Origin of the sequence: Capsulimonas sp. (assembly GCF_039929585.1) — a bacterium.
In the GTDB taxonomy this organism is placed as follows: Bacteria; Armatimonadota; Armatimonadia; order Armatimonadales; family Capsulimonadaceae; genus Capsulimonas.
The window spans coordinates 1-16,107 of sequence record NZ_JBDSQY010000371.1 but is presented as its reverse complement, the minus strand read 5'-3'; the positions used below and the strand labels follow the sequence as shown (position 1 = coordinate 16,107).

At 59.0% G+C, this 16,107-nt stretch carries 14 protein-coding genes; 12 read left to right on the top strand and 2 right to left on the bottom strand.

Going from position 1 to position 16,107, the window contains the following annotated elements; all coding sequences use genetic code 11:
- Positions 1 to 110: 110 nt before the first annotated feature.
- Together ABIZ35_RS28560 and ABIZ35_RS28555 are read right to left on the bottom strand one after the other, a co-directional pair.
- Complete coding sequence (locus ABIZ35_RS28560) at positions 111 to 560, bottom strand: tetratricopeptide repeat protein (protein ID WP_348223352.1); 450 nt, start codon at positions 558 to 560, stop codon at positions 111 to 113.
- 80 nt (positions 561 to 640) lie between these two features.
- Positions 641 to 991: a hypothetical protein gene (locus ABIZ35_RS28555; RefSeq protein ID WP_348223351.1), complete on the bottom strand. Its 351-nt coding sequence runs from the start codon at positions 989 to 991 to the stop codon at positions 641 to 643.
- A gap of 141 nt (positions 992 to 1,132) precedes the next feature.
- Here ABIZ35_RS28555 and ABIZ35_RS28550 point away from each other — a divergent pair, with 141 nt between their 5' ends.
- The 12 genes from ABIZ35_RS28550 to ABIZ35_RS28495 all read left to right on the top strand — a co-directional run bounded on the left by ABIZ35_RS28550 (position 1,133) and on the right by ABIZ35_RS28495 (position 15,887).
- Entirely contained in the window at positions 1,133 to 1,825 is a 693-nt protein-coding gene (locus ABIZ35_RS28550; protein ID WP_348223350.1) for an alpha/beta fold hydrolase, read from the top strand.
- Positions 1,826 to 1,931: 106 nt separating this feature from the next.
- Positions 1,932 to 2,696, top strand: a complete 765-nt coding sequence (locus ABIZ35_RS28545; RefSeq protein WP_348223349.1) for an NlpC/P60 family protein — start codon at positions 1,932 to 1,934, stop codon at positions 2,694 to 2,696.
- A gap of 189 nt (positions 2,697 to 2,885) precedes the next feature.
- Positions 2,886 to 4,034: an acyltransferase gene (locus ABIZ35_RS28540; protein ID WP_348223348.1), complete on the top strand. Its 1,149-nt coding sequence runs from the start codon at positions 2,886 to 2,888 to the stop codon at positions 4,032 to 4,034.
- A 131-nt stretch (positions 4,035 to 4,165) separates the two neighbouring features.
- A complete protein-coding gene (locus ABIZ35_RS28535; RefSeq protein WP_348223347.1) occupies positions 4,166 to 4,699 on the top strand; it encodes a MarR family transcriptional regulator in 534 nt (177 codons plus the stop codon).
- 166 nt (positions 4,700 to 4,865) lie between these two features.
- Positions 4,866 to 5,087, top strand: coding sequence for a hypothetical protein (locus ABIZ35_RS28530; RefSeq protein WP_348223346.1), 222 nt, complete (start codon positions 4,866 to 4,868; stop codon positions 5,085 to 5,087).
- Entirely contained in the window at positions 5,077 to 6,711 is a 1,635-nt protein-coding gene (locus ABIZ35_RS28525) for a DHA2 family efflux MFS transporter permease subunit (RefSeq protein ID WP_348223345.1), read from the top strand. Before ABIZ35_RS28530 ends, ABIZ35_RS28525 begins: the two co-directional genes overlap by 11 nt.
- Before the next feature lie 118 nt (positions 6,712 to 6,829).
- Positions 6,830 to 9,025: a patatin-like phospholipase family protein gene (locus tag ABIZ35_RS28520; RefSeq protein ID WP_348223344.1), complete on the top strand. Its 2,196-nt coding sequence runs from the start codon at positions 6,830 to 6,832 to the stop codon at positions 9,023 to 9,025.
- Between the two features lie 513 nt (positions 9,026 to 9,538).
- A complete protein-coding gene (locus ABIZ35_RS28515) occupies positions 9,539 to 10,327 on the top strand; it encodes a restriction endonuclease (protein WP_348223343.1) in 789 nt (262 codons plus the stop codon).
- Between the two features lie 133 nt (positions 10,328 to 10,460).
- The gene (locus ABIZ35_RS28510; RefSeq protein WP_348223342.1) at positions 10,461 to 12,062 is read left to right on the top strand and encodes a calcineurin-like phosphoesterase C-terminal domain-containing protein; all 1,602 of its coding nucleotides are present in this window, start codon (positions 10,461 to 10,463) and stop codon (positions 12,060 to 12,062) included.
- A gap of 125 nt (positions 12,063 to 12,187) precedes the next feature.
- On the top strand, positions 12,188 to 13,789 hold the full coding sequence (locus tag ABIZ35_RS28505) for a calcineurin-like phosphoesterase C-terminal domain-containing protein (protein WP_348223341.1): 1,602 nt from the start codon (positions 12,188 to 12,190) through the stop codon (positions 13,787 to 13,789).
- Between the two features lie 241 nt (positions 13,790 to 14,030).
- Positions 14,031 to 14,942, top strand: a complete 912-nt coding sequence (locus ABIZ35_RS28500; protein WP_348223340.1) for an SMP-30/gluconolactonase/LRE family protein — start codon at positions 14,031 to 14,033, stop codon at positions 14,940 to 14,942.
- A gap of 27 nt (positions 14,943 to 14,969) precedes the next feature.
- Positions 14,970 to 15,887, top strand: a complete 918-nt coding sequence (locus tag ABIZ35_RS28495) for a tetratricopeptide repeat protein (RefSeq protein ID WP_348223339.1) — start codon at positions 14,970 to 14,972, stop codon at positions 15,885 to 15,887.
- Positions 15,888 to 16,107: the final 220 nt, after the last annotated feature.

Below are 16,107 nucleotides of genomic sequence, written 5' to 3'. Positions count from 1 at the left end.
CGTTCCGGAAGCGCTGCCAACAGCCGTCTGGATCAACCCGCCTGCCCAAAAGGAGGACGAAGAGTTAGGCGACGATCGGCGCGAAAAATAATGGACCAAGTTGTCTCAAACTATTGACACGTTCCGAGCTCCATGCAGCCTTTCGCCGTAAGCTGCGCCCCCGGCCATAACTCAGAAGCCTGCGCGCGGTTTGCCGCCGCTCCCTCCAAATTCTTCGTCCCCTCCAGGCATTCCGCAAGACGGCTGTGAACGATGGTTCGAAACGTGGAATTACTGGGATGGGAAAGCAGAGAAGTGTAGAGCGCCGCCGCATCGTCGTACCGGCGCGTCAGTCGGTAAGCATTGGCAAGCCGAAACCGCGTCTGCCGGTTGGCAGTGACGCCACCGATCGCGGGAAGCGCTGTCAAGCGCTCTAGGCAGCGGACCGCATGCGGGTTTTCATAGTGTGGAGAATTGGACAGTTTGTGAATGTAATAGTCCGGAAGCCAATAAAACGTAATCCGGTGATACAAGAAAGTTACGCCCAAAATGCCAGTAATAAGATAGGCTAATAAGATCATTGTGACGCTCCTCAATTCATCCCCGATTGTACCTGGTAGGCATTCCAATGAACTCCTATTCCTCTTGGCGAAATTAGGGACTAATCCCACCGTTTCATGATCTGCTCTACAATCTGCGGAATGATGAAAATCATCGGGCCGGCAATGAGAAACATGATCACGCCATCGGGCCAGGTCCGTACGAAAAACGACGCGCACAGCACCAACTGGCCCATTCCGCGCAGGAACGCTGCCGCACGCTCCGAGCGTTTGTTGCCACTGTCGGCGCGCGCGTCCCAGAAGTTGACAACAGCGCACGGCCACCAAAAACAGGAAAGCCAGACTGGGACGAATTGCGCTCCGTGGTGATGGATTAGCAGCGCCGTCACCCCAAACATAAACGCCAAAATCACCAGCACTCCCGCCAGCGCGCAGCCAAATTCCGTCCTCATGAAATCCCTCAGTCCTTTAAGTGTTTATTTAACACATACTGTATTGGAGTAAACGACGGAACGGCGATTTGGTTGCGCGCTTTTCGTATTTGTGGGAAAGATAAGGCTGGGATACTGACGTTTGTCGAAACTTGGAGAAATATGACGCCCATTGTGCTCATTCCTGGATTGCTCTGTTCAGCGGAGGCTTTTGCGCCTCAAGTCGCCGCCTTGTGGCCCTATGGGCCGGTCACCCTCGCCTCCACGCTGGAAGGGGAAACCATCGCGGAGATCGCCGCCAATATTCTCGCGTCGGCGCCGCCGCGCTTTGCGCTCGCCGGCATCTCCATGGGCGGTTACATTTGTCTGGAGATCATGCGGCAGGCGCCGGAGCGTGTGATCAAACTGGCGCTGCTGAGCACTTCGGCACGTCCCGATACGCCCGAGCAAATTGCGCCGCGCCGAGCGTTGGTCGCGAAGGCCCGATCCAGCGATTTTCCCGCGCTGCTGGCCATGGCGCTGGGCGCGATCCTGCATCCGGCGCATCAGAACGACCCAGCCCTACGCGAAATCAATGTGCGCATGGGGCTGACGGTAGGTTTGGAGGGATTCGCGCGTCAGACGGAGGCGGTAATCGGGCGGATCGACAGCCGACCCAGTCTTTCGGCCATCTCCGTCCCAACCCTCGTCCTTGCCGGGGACCGTGATCCTTTGATGCCGGCGGACAGTTCAGAAGAGATGGCGGCGGCGATTCCGAACGCTCGGCTCGTGGTTGTGACCGAATGTGGTCATGCGTCAACACTCGAACAGCCGGAAGCCGTCAACCGCGCCTTGATCGAGTGGATTACGGACTGAGCATGAGAACTCTGATTTCATAACTGGGTATCGTAGTGACCTGACGCTTTCTGAGTAAATATTGGCGATTGTCGAAACCGGGCGTCAAAATCCACGTTGTGGATATATGCTGACATCCGAACGCTCGTTGCCGATCCTCCGCCCTGACTTCTGGCGCAACTTCTCCGCCCGCCGGCGCGACTGGCTGGGCCTTTGCGCCTTGCTTATCGTCATCTTTGCCTTTCCCATTCGCACGAATATTGGGCGCGAACTTACGGTCGCTCTGGCGCTGATCGTTTGGGTGGGAGGGCTTGCGTTGTTCTGGCGCATTAAGTCGGCGCGTGTTGCTGGGATCGCCTTGGTGATATTCGTTTTAGCGGTTGGGCTGGGGCCGGGGCGGCGGTCGGACGCGCGGGGGCTGCGCGGGGAATATGTTCGCAGTCTGCGTTCGTATCTGGGGACGAAGTATGTTTGGGGCGGGGAGAATCGATTGGGGATCGACTGCTCCGGGCTGGTGCGGGCGGGGATGATCGACGCGTCGTTTCGGCGGGGCGTGGCGACGGGGAATTTGGCGCTGGTTCGGCGAAGCGTGGGTCTCTGGTGGACCGATGCGAGCGCGGCGCGGCTGGGAGAAGGGTATGGCGGGCGCACAGCGCTCGTCTGCGAAACGGAAAGCTTGCGGGAATTGGATTATTCGCGGTTGAGACCGGGAGATATCGCGGTGACGAGCGGCGGTGCGCATACGATGGCGTACCTGGGAAGCCGCCAGTGGATTGAGGCCGATCCGAGCGCGTTGGTCGGGGATAAGGTCATTCAGATCAGCCCCGATGGGGGACGGAGCGCCTGGCTGGATGTCCCCATGCGCATTCTGCGCTGGACAGATTTGGAGTAAGAGGAAAAATCGGTCGTGGTGAATGTATTTGTTGCGGCGCATGCGGTATAGTCACTTTGGCATGGAATTTGCCCGCATCGATATCAGGGATGGTTTGCCCAAAGTCCGCCGCTGAGCCTCGCGCGCGATCTATGGCAATGGCCGCCTGCGCCGCGGTAAGACAACATTCACGACTTCCGGGAGAACTTATTGAGCAAGACTTACTATCAGAGCCTCGACTTATGGAGAGGCCTGGCCTGTCTGTGGGTCGTGATGATGCACGCCTGCGCGCCGGCGCTCGCAACGCAATTTCCGAACCTCAAGCACAACCCGCTTTACGCCGTGAGCCTGTACGGGTTTCTGGGCGTGCAGATGTTCTTTGTGATTTCGGGATATTGTATCGTACAGGCGGCGGCCAGCGCGATGCGCAAAGATTCGCCGTTCAAGACGTTTGTGCGCGCGCGTGTTCGGCGTATCTATCCGCCGTATATTGTGGCTGCGATCCTGTCGATCCTGCTTTCCGCCGCCGCTGGTTACCTGGTGGCGAAGGGCGTGTTCAAAGGCAGCTCGTTGGCCTCCGCCGATGTGCTGCACCAGGGGCCGCTTTACTTCTTCGCTCAGGCGACGCTCACCCAGTTCGTATTTCACAAAGACCCGGTCCTGGTTCCCTTCTGGACACTCTGCTATGAGGCCGCGTTTTACTTGATCGTGGGGCTCTTTCTGCTTATCCCGAAGGCGCGCATCACCGAGCGCCTTATGCTCAATGGGCTGCATGCGCTGACCTTTGCGTCTCTTGTCTATCTGATTGCGGTCCCGTTCCACCATTTTTATCCGCTGGATCTCTGGCCGGTGTTCGGGCTGGGCGGAATGGTCTACGATATTCTCAAGCATCCTGAAAGCAAGCTGCCGAAGGCGTTCTTTGGCGTCGCCGCCGCGCTGTTTCTGGTCTTTGGGTTCCTGCACGAGCACATCGGCCAAGAAGGCGACACGCTGATGAGCAGCCGTCTGATGTTCTTTGTCGGGCTAGCCTCCGCGTCCATGCTGCTCCTGCTGAACCGTTTCGACGCAAAGATCGCCCAGACAAAGGCGCTCCAGCCGTTCTTTGCGCTGGGCCGAATCTCCTACAGCCTGTATCTGACAAACTTCCTCGCCCTCGGTTTTCTTGCGCAGATCCAAAAACGATTGCATATCTCCGAAACCCTCTTCACTCCCTTCTTCTTTCTCAGCGTGCTCCTCGCGATCGCTTTTGCGTATGTCTTCTATCGATTATTCGAAAAGCCCTACCTGAACCAACGCAAACCGGTATCGACGGACGAAGCCCGCAGCGCCGCACCCGAAGTCGCCGCTGTCTCTTCCTGAGCGCTTCTTAAAATAACGCCTCGCCAGGCCCGGCGCCTGGCGAACGCAAATCGGTTCGCCCAAAAATAAATACGGCCCCTAATCAAATTTGCTTGACTCTTTTAGTTAGCCGCCGTATAATAAGTCTACTTATGGGAAAAGAAACGCCGACGCTCAAAGCTCCTTTGAAGGAGGAGCTGCTCCGAAAGATCGTGCAGCGCTATCCGGATCTGGATTCCAGTGCGATGGAGGCTGTCAACGCCATCAAGCACACGCAAAAAGCGCTGAGTTTCGCGCTCAATGCGCCGCTGGAGGAGTATGGCCTTTCGGAAGGCAAGTTCTTCGTGCTGTGTTATCTGTTCACTGAGGAGCTGTTGGAGCATGAGGCGCCCGGGCCGTCGGATATCGCGGATAACTTAGGCGTGACGCGCGCCACGATCACGGGGCTGCTGGATGGCTTGGAGCGGGATGGATATTTGGAACGGCGTCATTGCAGCGAGGATCGGCGCACGCTGGCGATCAGCATGACGGGCAAAGCACACAGTTTTTTGGAAGACTACATGCCCGGCACCTTGCGGACGATCAAGGATATGTTGGAGCCGCTGGACGAAGCGGAGCGTCAGGAGTTGGTTCGGCTGCTGTCCAAGATCAAAGGGGTTCAGCCGCCTTTCCAATGTGAGTACTGAAGAAGGCCGCCGATCATAAACCATCGGCGGCAAAATTGTCGACTGTGTAATTAGCCGCCTTATAATATTGCGAGTGTCGCGAAGAGCGCCATTTGCAGATAACTTTGCGTCGAAATGTAGTTAGGTGTCTGATCATCAGCCGCCTGAGGTTCTGAGGGAAATCGACATGATACAAGAAATGGGACGTGAGTGCGGCGTCTTGGAAGCCGGTCTGTGGGAGCGGGCGGAGCGCTATCAAGGCGCGAAGGTCGTTCTGCTGTCGGCGGAAGAGGGGATCGAATTGAAAGAAGCGACGGCGGAGTTCGCGGCGGCGCGCGCCGAACTGCGTTCCGCGCTGGAGGAGATCTGGCCGGATCGGGAAGGGCGAGGCGGCAACTATGGAGAATAGCCCTGCAATGGTAGGCGGCGCCCGGGGGAAACTCGGTCGCAAACACGGCGCCGCCGAAGCGGCCGCGATTAACTTTCGATACCGCTGGCTGATCCTCGGCGGCTTGATCCTGGCGGCGGCCATGGAGGTGCTCGACACCACCATCGTCAATGTCGCGCAGGCGCAGATGGCCGGGAATTTGGGCGCCACCACGCAGGATATTGCCTGGGTGTCCACCGGATACATCCTGGCGAATGTCGTCGTTCTTCCAATGACGGCCTTCTTAACGGCTCGCTTTGGACGAAAAAATTACCTGACCGCCTCGATCATGATCTTCACGATCGCGTCTTTCTTCTGCGGCGCAAGCCACAGTCTGGGCGAGATCGTCATCTGGCGTATTCTGCAAGGCGCGGCTGGCGCGGCGTTGATCTCCACGGCGCAGGCGAGTCTGGTTCAGGTTTTTCCACCGGAAGAGCAACCCATCGTCCAGCCGCTGTTCCTGATGGGCTTGGTCGTGGCGCCGACGATCGGACCGTCCCTGGGCGGCTGGCTGACGGATGTCGCGTCCTGGCACTGGTGCTTCTTCATTAACATTCCGCTGGGCGCGCTGGCCGGCTTTATCGTCTTCGCGTTTCTCCACGATACGGAGGCGCCGCGCAGCGATGAACCCGTCGATTGGGCGGGCGTCGGCCTGCTCACCGTGGGCCTTGGGACGCTGCAGTATGTCCTGGAGGAAGGGGAGCGCAACGACTGGTTCGCCGATCCGTCAATTTTCCGTCTTACTGTGATTTCCGCGCTCAGCCTGATCGCGCTGGTCGTCTGGCAGCTTTCGCCGCGCAATACGCATCCGGTCATGAACCTGCGTGTCTTAAAGAATGGATCGCTGACGGCGGGCATCATTCTGTTCGTCTCCGTCGGCTTCGGCCTTTATGGAGTGTCATACATGTATCCGCTGCTCGCTCAGACGGTGCAGGGAATGACGGCGTACCAGACAGGAATGGCGATGCTTCCGGGGGGAATCGCGACGGCGTTCAGTATCGTCTTCTGCGGCGTCATCAGCAGCGATCCAAAATCCAAGATCGATGCTCGGTTTCTCACGCTGCTGGGGATCGGCTTCTCAGTAACGGCGATGTGGATGTTTATGCGTCTGACCTCGCAGTCCAGCGTCGGCGACACCTTCTGGCCTCTGCTGATCCGAGGCGTCTCTATCGGCTTCCTGTTCGTGCCGGTCAACACGCTGGCGATCGGTAACCTCAAGCCCGCCGAAGTCAATCAGGGCGTGGGGTTGCTGGGCCTTGCCCGACAACTCGGCGGCTCCATCGGCATCGCTATGCTGGCGACATATTTGAACTCACAGATCCACGTCAACAGAGCTCATCTTGTGAACAACGCCAACACGGCCAACCCGGCGTTCAACGAACGTCTCGCCGGTCTCCAACACATGCTCACAATGAACGGCTACGGCGTGACCGAGGCGTACCAGGGCGCCTTGCATATTGTGGATCAAACGCTGATGCGTCAGGCGACCATGCTCTCCTACAACCACACGTTCCTGTTCATCATGTTCGTGAGCATTGCGACGATCCCGACGCTGTTCCTGCTGCGCAAGCCCAAGGCCGGCGCCGCGCCGACGGCGATGCATTAGGGTTGGGTCCCTATTTCCCGCTCGCTGAGGCGCCGGCGGTTTCAACCGCCGGCGCCTCAGCCTTGGCAATCATCAGGTCAACGCAGGAAATCGCCATCCCGCACGCTAATGGACTCCCATGAAACTCCGCTCCCCGCGAACCACCTCCCTCCTCGTACTGTTTCTTTGCTCCTTCACACTCCAAGCCCAGGCGCAGTCGCTTCCCAAGTCCGCGCGGCCCAAAATCGGCGTGGCGATGTCCGGCGGGGCGGCGCTGGGGCTGGCGCATGTGGGGGTGCTAATGTGGTTCGACGAGCACCATATCCCGATTGACGACATCGCGGGAACGAGCATGGGGGCTCTGGTCGGCGGGGCGTATGCGTCGGGAATGTCGCCGGAAGAGATCCGCAAGCTTCTCTCGGAAGTGAACTGGACCGAAACGCTCAGCGCGTCGCCGCCGTACCAGTCACTGACGTTTCGTCGGCGCGAGGATGCGCATGATTTTCCGAACGGCTTGCAGTTTGGCTGGCGCGGCGGGATCGCGCTGCCGAGTGGCGTGAACCCGGGGCAGCCCATCGGTCTCATCTTCAGCCGCATCTGTCTGCCGTACCCCTCGCTGGAAAGTTTTAACGAGCTGCCCACGCCGTTTATGTGCGTTGCAACGGATCTGGAAAAGGGGGAATCGCTTTCGCTGACCAGCGGGTCATTGGAAACGGCCTTGCGCGCGACCATGGCGATTCCCGGTTACTTTACGCCGGTTTCGCGCAGCGACAAGCTGCTCGCCGACGGCGGCTTCCTGAACAATCTGCCGACCAAGCAGGTGAAGGCGATGGGCGCGGATATCGTGGTCGCGGTCGATTTGCAGCAGCCGCTGCTGGAGAAGTCCGCGCTGACGTCGCTGATCGACGTCCTGGGCCAGGTGGCCGCGATCACGATCGTGAACAACCAGCGTCAGAGCCTCCAGCAGGCCGACGTGATCGTATCCCCGGACCTCGGCAATCTTGGCCTGTTCGACTTTGTGAAAGTCGATGCCTTTATCAAACAAGGCTACGACGCCGCCCAGAGCAAGGCGGCTATTCTCCAACGGCTTTCGGTGAGCGACGACGAGTGGCGGGAGTATCTCGCCGCGCGCGCCGGCCGTCGCCGCGCCGCCGCCCTCCGTCCGGCTTTTATCGACATTGCCGGCGTGTCCGGCGCCGAAGCGGAGCGACTCCACGACCGCCTCCAGAAGTATGCCGGCAAGCCGCTCGACCCTCCAGATTTCGAAGCGGCCCTGACGGATGCGACGGGCAGTGGAATGTACGATAGTCTCAGCTACGAGCGAGCATCGCGGGGCGGCGCGGAGGGTCTGCTCGTTCGCGCGGTGAAGAAGGGCAACGGTCCGCCGTTCGTCAATCTGGGCGTGGAGATCAACGGCGCCGAGCGTGACAACATCCAGACCACATTTGCCGCGCGCCTCACCACCATGGCGTCGGGCGGCGACGAAGTCCGCACAGACCTGCGCCTGGGGAGCGATACGTCTCTTGCCTCCGAATACTATCACACATTCGCCAATGGCCGCTTTTTCCTCGCCCCTCGCGTCTTCGCGCAGGACCTCAACCAGAACCTTTATGCCGGAGGATCGGAGTTGACTCTGGCGAAACGCCGCACTGCAGGCGTCGGCCTGGACTTGGGATACAAGCCCAACCGCAACTCCGAGCTTCGCTTCGGCCTCACCGCCAGCCGTTTCGACGAAGACATCCACGGCGGCGGTCCCGCCGACCAGCGTCGTTTCCACGGCTATGTCGTCGAACCGTCGCTGCGATATACCTACGACAGACTGAACGCCGCCCTGTCCCCCACCAGCGGCGTGCGCGTGGACGCCGCCGTCCACAGCTACCTCAAAGCCCCGGGCGCGCCAAAGCCTTTCCAAATGGCGGAGATCCGTGTTGAGCGCTTCATTCCGTGGGGCGGCCATGGCAGCCTGTTCACCGTCGGCGAGGGCGGCTCATCCTTTGGCGCCCGCGTCCCGGTCCCGCAAAAATACTTGCTCGGCGGCCCGCTGCGCCTGGGCGCCTACGGCCAGAACGAGTTCCAGGGCAACGCTTACTTCCAGCTCACCGGCGGCTACCTCTACCGCCTGATCGACCTCCCCGCGCCCCTCAGCACCCGCGTCCAATTCGGCGGCTGGTACGAATACGGTGAAATCGCCGACACAGGATCAAGCAGCATCCGCCGCCAGGATATCTCCATCGGCAGCCTCCTGGAGACTCCCTTGGGGCCAGTGGTCGTAGGGTACAGCATCGGCGAACAGGGCCGGCGCAATCTTTACTTTGCCGTGGGAACGCTGTTTTAGAATCCCCTGGGCGCCGGCGGCCATACATTGTCTTGAGGAGCCAAGGGAGCCATGGCGGCCTCCTGTCGCAGTCGAGCGGCTCTCCGGTTCCATGAGTAAACGACAGGGCGCCAGATTATGAGATAGGCGATGCCGGCGCCCACAGGCAGCCACCACATTTGATTGATCATGGAAACTGAAAACCTTGCGGATGGCCACACGCCGTAGTCATTGTAATAAAACACAGACGGTATCAATGCGATTGCCAGCACTGACGCCATTAAGATGAGCAAGATACTGAGCGAGCATATTTGGAGAGAGAGCTTCACTCCAATGTTCGCCGTCTTTGCCGGCCGCAAGAATTCCAGCGGCCACCAGGTTAAGTCGGTTATCTTATTGATCAGCGTCTCGGTACTATTTCCCATTCTCATCTTTCTCGGTCATTGTATATCGTTATATGACCTTGGAAGCCAGAAAAAGTTGCGCTCACGAATGAAAACCGTGTGAATATTGGAAGTGTTAGTCTTATCTACCATGCCTCGAAAACGTGATGACGGTCTTTTGGACGTTCTCTTCGAACTTCTCAGTCGCGGCCCACTGTGGCTGCCGTTTCTTCTTGCCGCCATCGTGTACGGTGGATCTTTCGCCGTTTCTCAGCGATCGGACTGGCCTACTGTGATGACGGCCTTTGCCATCTTTTTCGCTGCGGCAGGGCTGATCATTGTCGTGCAGCGTTCGCGCCGGCGGGCGCTGCTGGACAATCAAAAAAGTCTTGAGACCATTCGCAGCTTGAGCTGGCCCAATTTCGAGCGCCTTGTTGGCGAGGCTTATCGACGGCAGGGATACAGCGTTGAGGAACTAGGAGGCTCTGGACCGGATGGCGGGGTGGATCTACTGCTGCTGCGCAGCGGTGAGAAAGTCGTTGTCCAGTGTAAGCGTTGGAAAAATCGGACGGTGGATGTGCGGATCGTGCGTGAGATTTATGGCGTAATGGTGGCGGAAGGAGCGACCGCAGCCATTGTGGTTTCGTCTGGTCGATACACCGCGCCCGCAATGGATTTCGCGCGCGGCAAGCCGCTGACACTGGTGGACGGTGACGCGCTGCTGGCGCTTATTCGGAATGTGCAGGTGGATGCATCGCCAGCCACTCCATTCAATCCCATAACCCCGATGGAACCTCCGGCAGCCATTCCGACATCGGATCGTTGCCCAAATTGCGGGGGCGAGATGGTTCGGCGTACGGCGCGAAAGGGACCGAACGCAGGGGCGGAGTTTTGGGGCTGCTCACAATATCCTCAGTGTCGGGGGACGCGGGCTGTGTGAGATTGGTGAACTAATGAGGAACGCTTGTGAGGCTTTAATTTTGCCTTAACATTTCCATGGTAGCATGGGTGATAAGCTGTCCGCCGATTGGCTGGACGCTTCGGACACTTTTCAAGAATGGGAATCAAAGCCAATGACGCTGCTCGATCGACGGGATTTTCTTCGCCGCTCCGCCGCCCTTGCCGCTGGCGTCACTTTTGCGCCGCTGCTGAGCGGCCAGCGCTTCGCCGTCGCCGAGCCGGGAGCGCCGGTGAGCGGGACGTTCGCGGAGGGTGTGGTCTTTCACGATCGTAGTGGGAGCGGCGTGCGAAAGCCGGGAGATGAAGGAATCAAAGGCGTTCTCGTTTCCAATGGGCGAGATGTGGTGAAGACGGATTCCAACGGCCGGTATCGGCTTCCGGTGGAGGACGAGGCGATTATCTTTGTGATCAAGCCGTCTGGGTGGGCGCTGCCTGTCAACGAGCATAATCTGGTTCGCCGCCATTATCTCCATCGGCCCAATGGCTCGCCCAAGTCCGAGTATCCCGGGATCGCGCCGACCGGGCCACTGCCGGCGTCGGTAGACTTTCCGCTGCTTCCCAGCAAAGAGCCAAGCAAGTTTCGCATGGTTCTGTTCGGCGATCCGCAGCCGCGCGATCAAAAGGAAGTCGATTACATCGCCCATGACGTGGTTGAGGATCTGATTGGCGTCGATGCCGCGTTTGGTCTGAGCCTCGGCGATATTATGTTCGACGATCTGTCGCTCTACGAGAGCCTGAACTCAGTTATCGCTACAATCGGTCTGCCATGGCACAACCTGCGCGGCAACCACGATGTGAACTATGACTCCGTGGACAATCAGCACTCTGGTGAAACGTACAAGAGCTTCTACGGCCCCACATATTATGCCTTCGATTACGGCCAGGTCCACTTTCTCATCCTCGACGATGTGACCTACGAGGGGGCGGCGGCGCACAGATACCATGGCGAGCTGGGCCAGACACAGCTGGACTTCATCAAGAACGACCTGGCCTTCGTCCCCAAGGACAAGCTGGTGGTGGTGGCGATGCACATTCCCCTGACCGGCGTTCACGATCGCGAGGCCCTCTACCGATTGCTGGAAGACCGCCCGCACGCTATGTCCATCTCCGCCCATACCCATTTCCATCAGCATATGTTTCTGGAGGCCAAGGACGGCTGGCGCGGCGCGCAGCCCCACCATCACTTCAATCACGCCACGGTTTGCGGATGCTGGTGGTCGGGCGCGCCGGACGAAATGGGCATTCCGCACGCCACGATGACCGACGGCGGTCCGAACGGCTACTCCTTCATCGACTTCGACGGACCGAAGTATTCGGTGGAATTCCATCCCGCCCGCCGGCTGCCGACGGATCAGATGAACATCTACACGCCGGACGGCGTGACCTCGGCGAACTCCGGCGATACTGATGTTCTGGTCAACGTCTACGCCGGATCGCCGCGATCCGTGGTGGAGATGAAGGTTGGTAAGCATTCGGATTGGTCACCCATGCGCCCGACCGTCACCGAAGATCCATACTACGTAAATCTCAAGAAGGCCGAGGCTGGCCCCAATCCTCCGCCCGGTATTTCGCTTCCCGATACGGGCAAAACGGATCATATCTGGACCGCCAAGCTGCCGGCGGGATTGCCAAAGGGCACGCATCTGGCGCAGGTGCGCACCACGGATATGTTCGGACACACTTACACCGGACGCCGGATTATCACGGTAGGGTAGAGCGCGGACATGCTTACGGAAGCGTTAATACTGACTTAACATTTTTACGGTAGGATTAAGTATGGCTGCCTGCCGATTGGTTCTGGCGTACGCCGAATACTCTTCAATGATGGAAATTTACGCCAATGACGTTTCTTGACCGCCGTGATTTTCTTCGACGATCCGCCGCCCTTGCCGCCGGCGTCACACTCGCGCCGCTGCTGGGTGGCGAGCGCTTCGCCGCCGCTCAGGGCGCGGCTCCTAACGCCGGGAACTTCGCCGAAGGCTATGTCTTCCATGACCGCGACGGGAGCGGCGTGCGAAAGCCGGGCGACGTGGGCGTCAAGGGCGTTCTCGTCTCCAACGGCCGGGATGTGGTGAAGACGGATTCGAACGGCTGGTACCGGCTGCCGGTGGAGGACGAGGCGATTATCTTTGTGATCAAGCCGTATGGGTGGGCGCTGCCTGTCAACGATCATAATCTGGTTCGCCGCCATTATCTCCATCGGCCCAAAGGCTCGCCCAAGTCCGAGTATCCCGGGATCGCGCCGACCGGGCCGCTTCCGGCGTCGGTAGACTTTCCGCTGCTTCCCAGCAAAGAGCCAAGCAAGTTTCGCATGGTCCTGTTCGGTGATCCGCAGCCGCGCGATCAAAAGGAAGTCGATTACATCGCCCATGACGTGGTTGAGGATCTGATCGGAGTGGACGCCGCGTTTGGTCTGAGCCTGGGCGATATCATGTACGACGACCTTTCGCTTTACGATAGCCTCAACGCCACCATCGCGAAGATCGGCCTGCCGTGGCATAACCTGCGCGGCAACCACGATATGAACTATGAGGCGGCGGACACGACATATTGTTCGGAAACGTTCAAAAGCGTCTTTGGTCCGACTTATTACGCCTTCGATTATGGGCAGGTCCACTTTGTCGTTTTGGACAACGTCCATTACGAAGGCCCGGAGCATCGCAGTTTCCATGGCGAGCTGGGCGCGACGCAGCTTGAGTTTATCAAGAACGACCTCGCCTTCGTCCCCAAAGACAAATTGGTCGTCGTTGCGATGCATATGCCGCTGACCGTTGTCTCGGATCGTGAGAACCTGTATCGGCTGCTGGAGGATCGGCCGCATGCGCTGTCTATCTCCGCGCATACCCATGTCCATCAGCATCTTTTCCTGGACGCCAAGGACGGCTGGCGCGGCGCGCAGCCGCATCATCACTTCAACCACGCCACAGTGTGCGGCTGCTGGTGGCAAGGCGCCCCGGACGAAATGGGTATCCCGCATACCACGATGACCGACGGCGGTCCGAACGGCTACTCCTTCATCACCTTCGACGGGCTGAAGTACTCGGTAGACTTCCACCCGGCCCGTCGTCTGCCGACGGATCAGATGCATATCTCGACCCCGGACATCGTGACGCCGGCAAGCTCGGGCGGCGCCGATGTGCTGGTCAATATTTACGCAGGCTCCCCCCGATCCGTGGTGGAGATGCGTGTGGATGGGCGATCCGATTGGGCGCCGATGCAGGCGACCTTTATCGAAGATCCGTACTTCGTGAAGATGAAGCAGGCTGAGGCTGGCCCCAAGCCGCCTCCCGGGCTTCCGCTCGACGACGCCACCAAAACCGATCACATCTGGACGGCGAAGCTGCCCGCAGGGCTGCCCACGGGCACGCATCTGGTGCAGGTGCGCACGACGGATATGTTCGGACACACTTACACCGGACGCCGAATCTTATTAGTCTCCTAAGCCTCAGCCCTCTCCTGCAAACGTGCAGGAGAGGGCTCCTCTGTCTTCATTTTTCGTCTTCACAATTCGTACACACTTTGATCCCTTAGTGGCGGATATCTTGGCTACCTCCTCACGAAGCCGCACAGATAATTCCAAATTGGTTGACGAAGTTAATTTTTGATCGGGTTCTCTCTGTCTTGCTGTATAATATTCCCCAGTGGACGCTTCACGCCGCTTGGCCCTAAAGAGAGGTTTCCCGATGAACATATTGATGATCGCCGTCGCGGGCTTGATAATCTTCAGCCTCGCCGCAGCGCCCTCCGAAGGCGCGCCGAAGAGCCCGATTGAGGCGGACGCGCAGCTCACCCAGTTGCCCGGTGAATTTTCGTTCACCGAGGGGCCGGCGGCGGATGCGAACGGCGATGTCTACTTCACCGATCAGCCGAACGACAAGATCCTGCGCTGGACGGCGGGCGACGGCAAGATCGAGACCTGGATGGCGCCGAGCGGCCGCTCCAATGGTCTTTGCTTTGACAGCAAGGGAAACCTCTGGGCCTGCGCGGACAACGAAAATGAGCTGTGGCGGATCGATCGCGAGAAGAAGGTGACGAAGGTCGTGACTTCATACGGCGGCAAGCTGCTGAACGGTCCGAACGATGTCTGGATTCGCCCCAAAGACGCCGGAGTCTATCTCAGCGATCCGCTTTACAAGCGCGATTACTGGAAGCGGGGCGGCATGGAGCAAGCCGTCCAGGGCGTCTACTATCTTCCCAAGAATGGAACAGAGCTGACGCTGGTCGACGGCGACATGAAGCAGCCGAACGGACTGATCGGAACACCGGACGGCAAAACACTGTATGTAGCGGACATCGGCGACGGCAAAACTTACGCCTACGCGATCGGGCGCGATGGAGCGCTGAGTGAGCGTCGTCTCTTTTGTTCGATGGGCTCGGACGGGATGACCATCGACAGTGAAGGTAACGTCTATCTGACGGGCCGTGGAGTCACGGTGTTCGGCAAGGACGGCGTTCAAATCGCACACATCGATGTCCCCGAGAATTGGACTGGCAACGTCTGCTTTGGCGGCCATGACAAGCGCACCCTGTTTATCACGGCCAGCAAGCATGTCTACACGATCCGCATGCGCGTGCACGGCGTGGGCAGTCAGTAATCAGGGATCTTTGTCAATGGAGTTCGAATGAAGTCACGCCCTCTGCTCATTGGAGCTGTTGTTGGGATATTTGTCCTGTCCGTAATTGCCGTTGGTTATGTGGGAAGTCATTTGACCGGGAAACCAGATCGACTGCTGACCGGAGTGCAGTACAACCGGACTTGGAGTGAGGGGCAGAATTACTCTAGGAACGGCAACTACCTTGCTGCGATCCGTGAATACGATAAAATGGTGGCGCTGCGTCCCAATAAAGTCGATGGTTACACCTACCGGGCAATCGCCGAGGCTCAGGCGGGACTCTATGACAGGGCGGTGGAGGATAACACCACCGGCATTGAGCTGCTCACGCAGCGCCAAGGTATTGAAGAGCAGGGGAATGCGGCGGATGTGCTGGGAATGCCCTATCAGGACAAGCTTGCGACCGTGTCGGAAGTCCAGGCGCGGCTTTATCATAATCGCGGATACGTTTACGCCAGACGTGGCGAATTCGAGCGCGCGGTGCGGGATTTCAAACAAGCCGTCGCCCTGAAACCGGATGCGCCGGTGTATCATAGCTCGCTCTCGGATCTCTATCAGCACATGGGACAGTATGGACAGGATGTGGAGAACTGGAAAATCGCGACTGTGAGCGCGCCCGGCGATCCTGCCTCATGGACAAATTACGGCTGGTCTTTGTATTGTCTTGGTAACCTTCCCGAGGCGATGGAAGCCAATCGACACGCCGCTCAAATGAGCGTGGTGTCAGCAACCGCCCGCTACAACCTTGGGCTCCTTTACTCCGTCGAAGATCAGTGGGCGCAGGCCGAGCCGCTCTACCGCGAGGCGCTGGCGATCAACAATACGGATAAGCGGGAAAGAGCGCTGGGAAGAGTGCGGGACGCGATGAGAATGCATCCTCGCTCCCAGGCGCTGCGCAAGGCGGAGGCGCTGCTGAGCGCCTCGTAATTCTTTTGGGGGCGATCACGGAAGGAAACGCATTGCTCGCCGTGGTATAGTGGAACCGTACGTATCACAGTGGACGAGGGGGATACCCTTATGTGGATGTGCGACCGCTGCCAGTCGATCAACGAAGACAATGCTGGGATCTGCCCGCGCTGCGGCGCGGCGCCGCTTGCGTCGGGGGAGCGGCCGCCTCGCGCTGCCGCAGACGCGTCCCCGCCGCCCG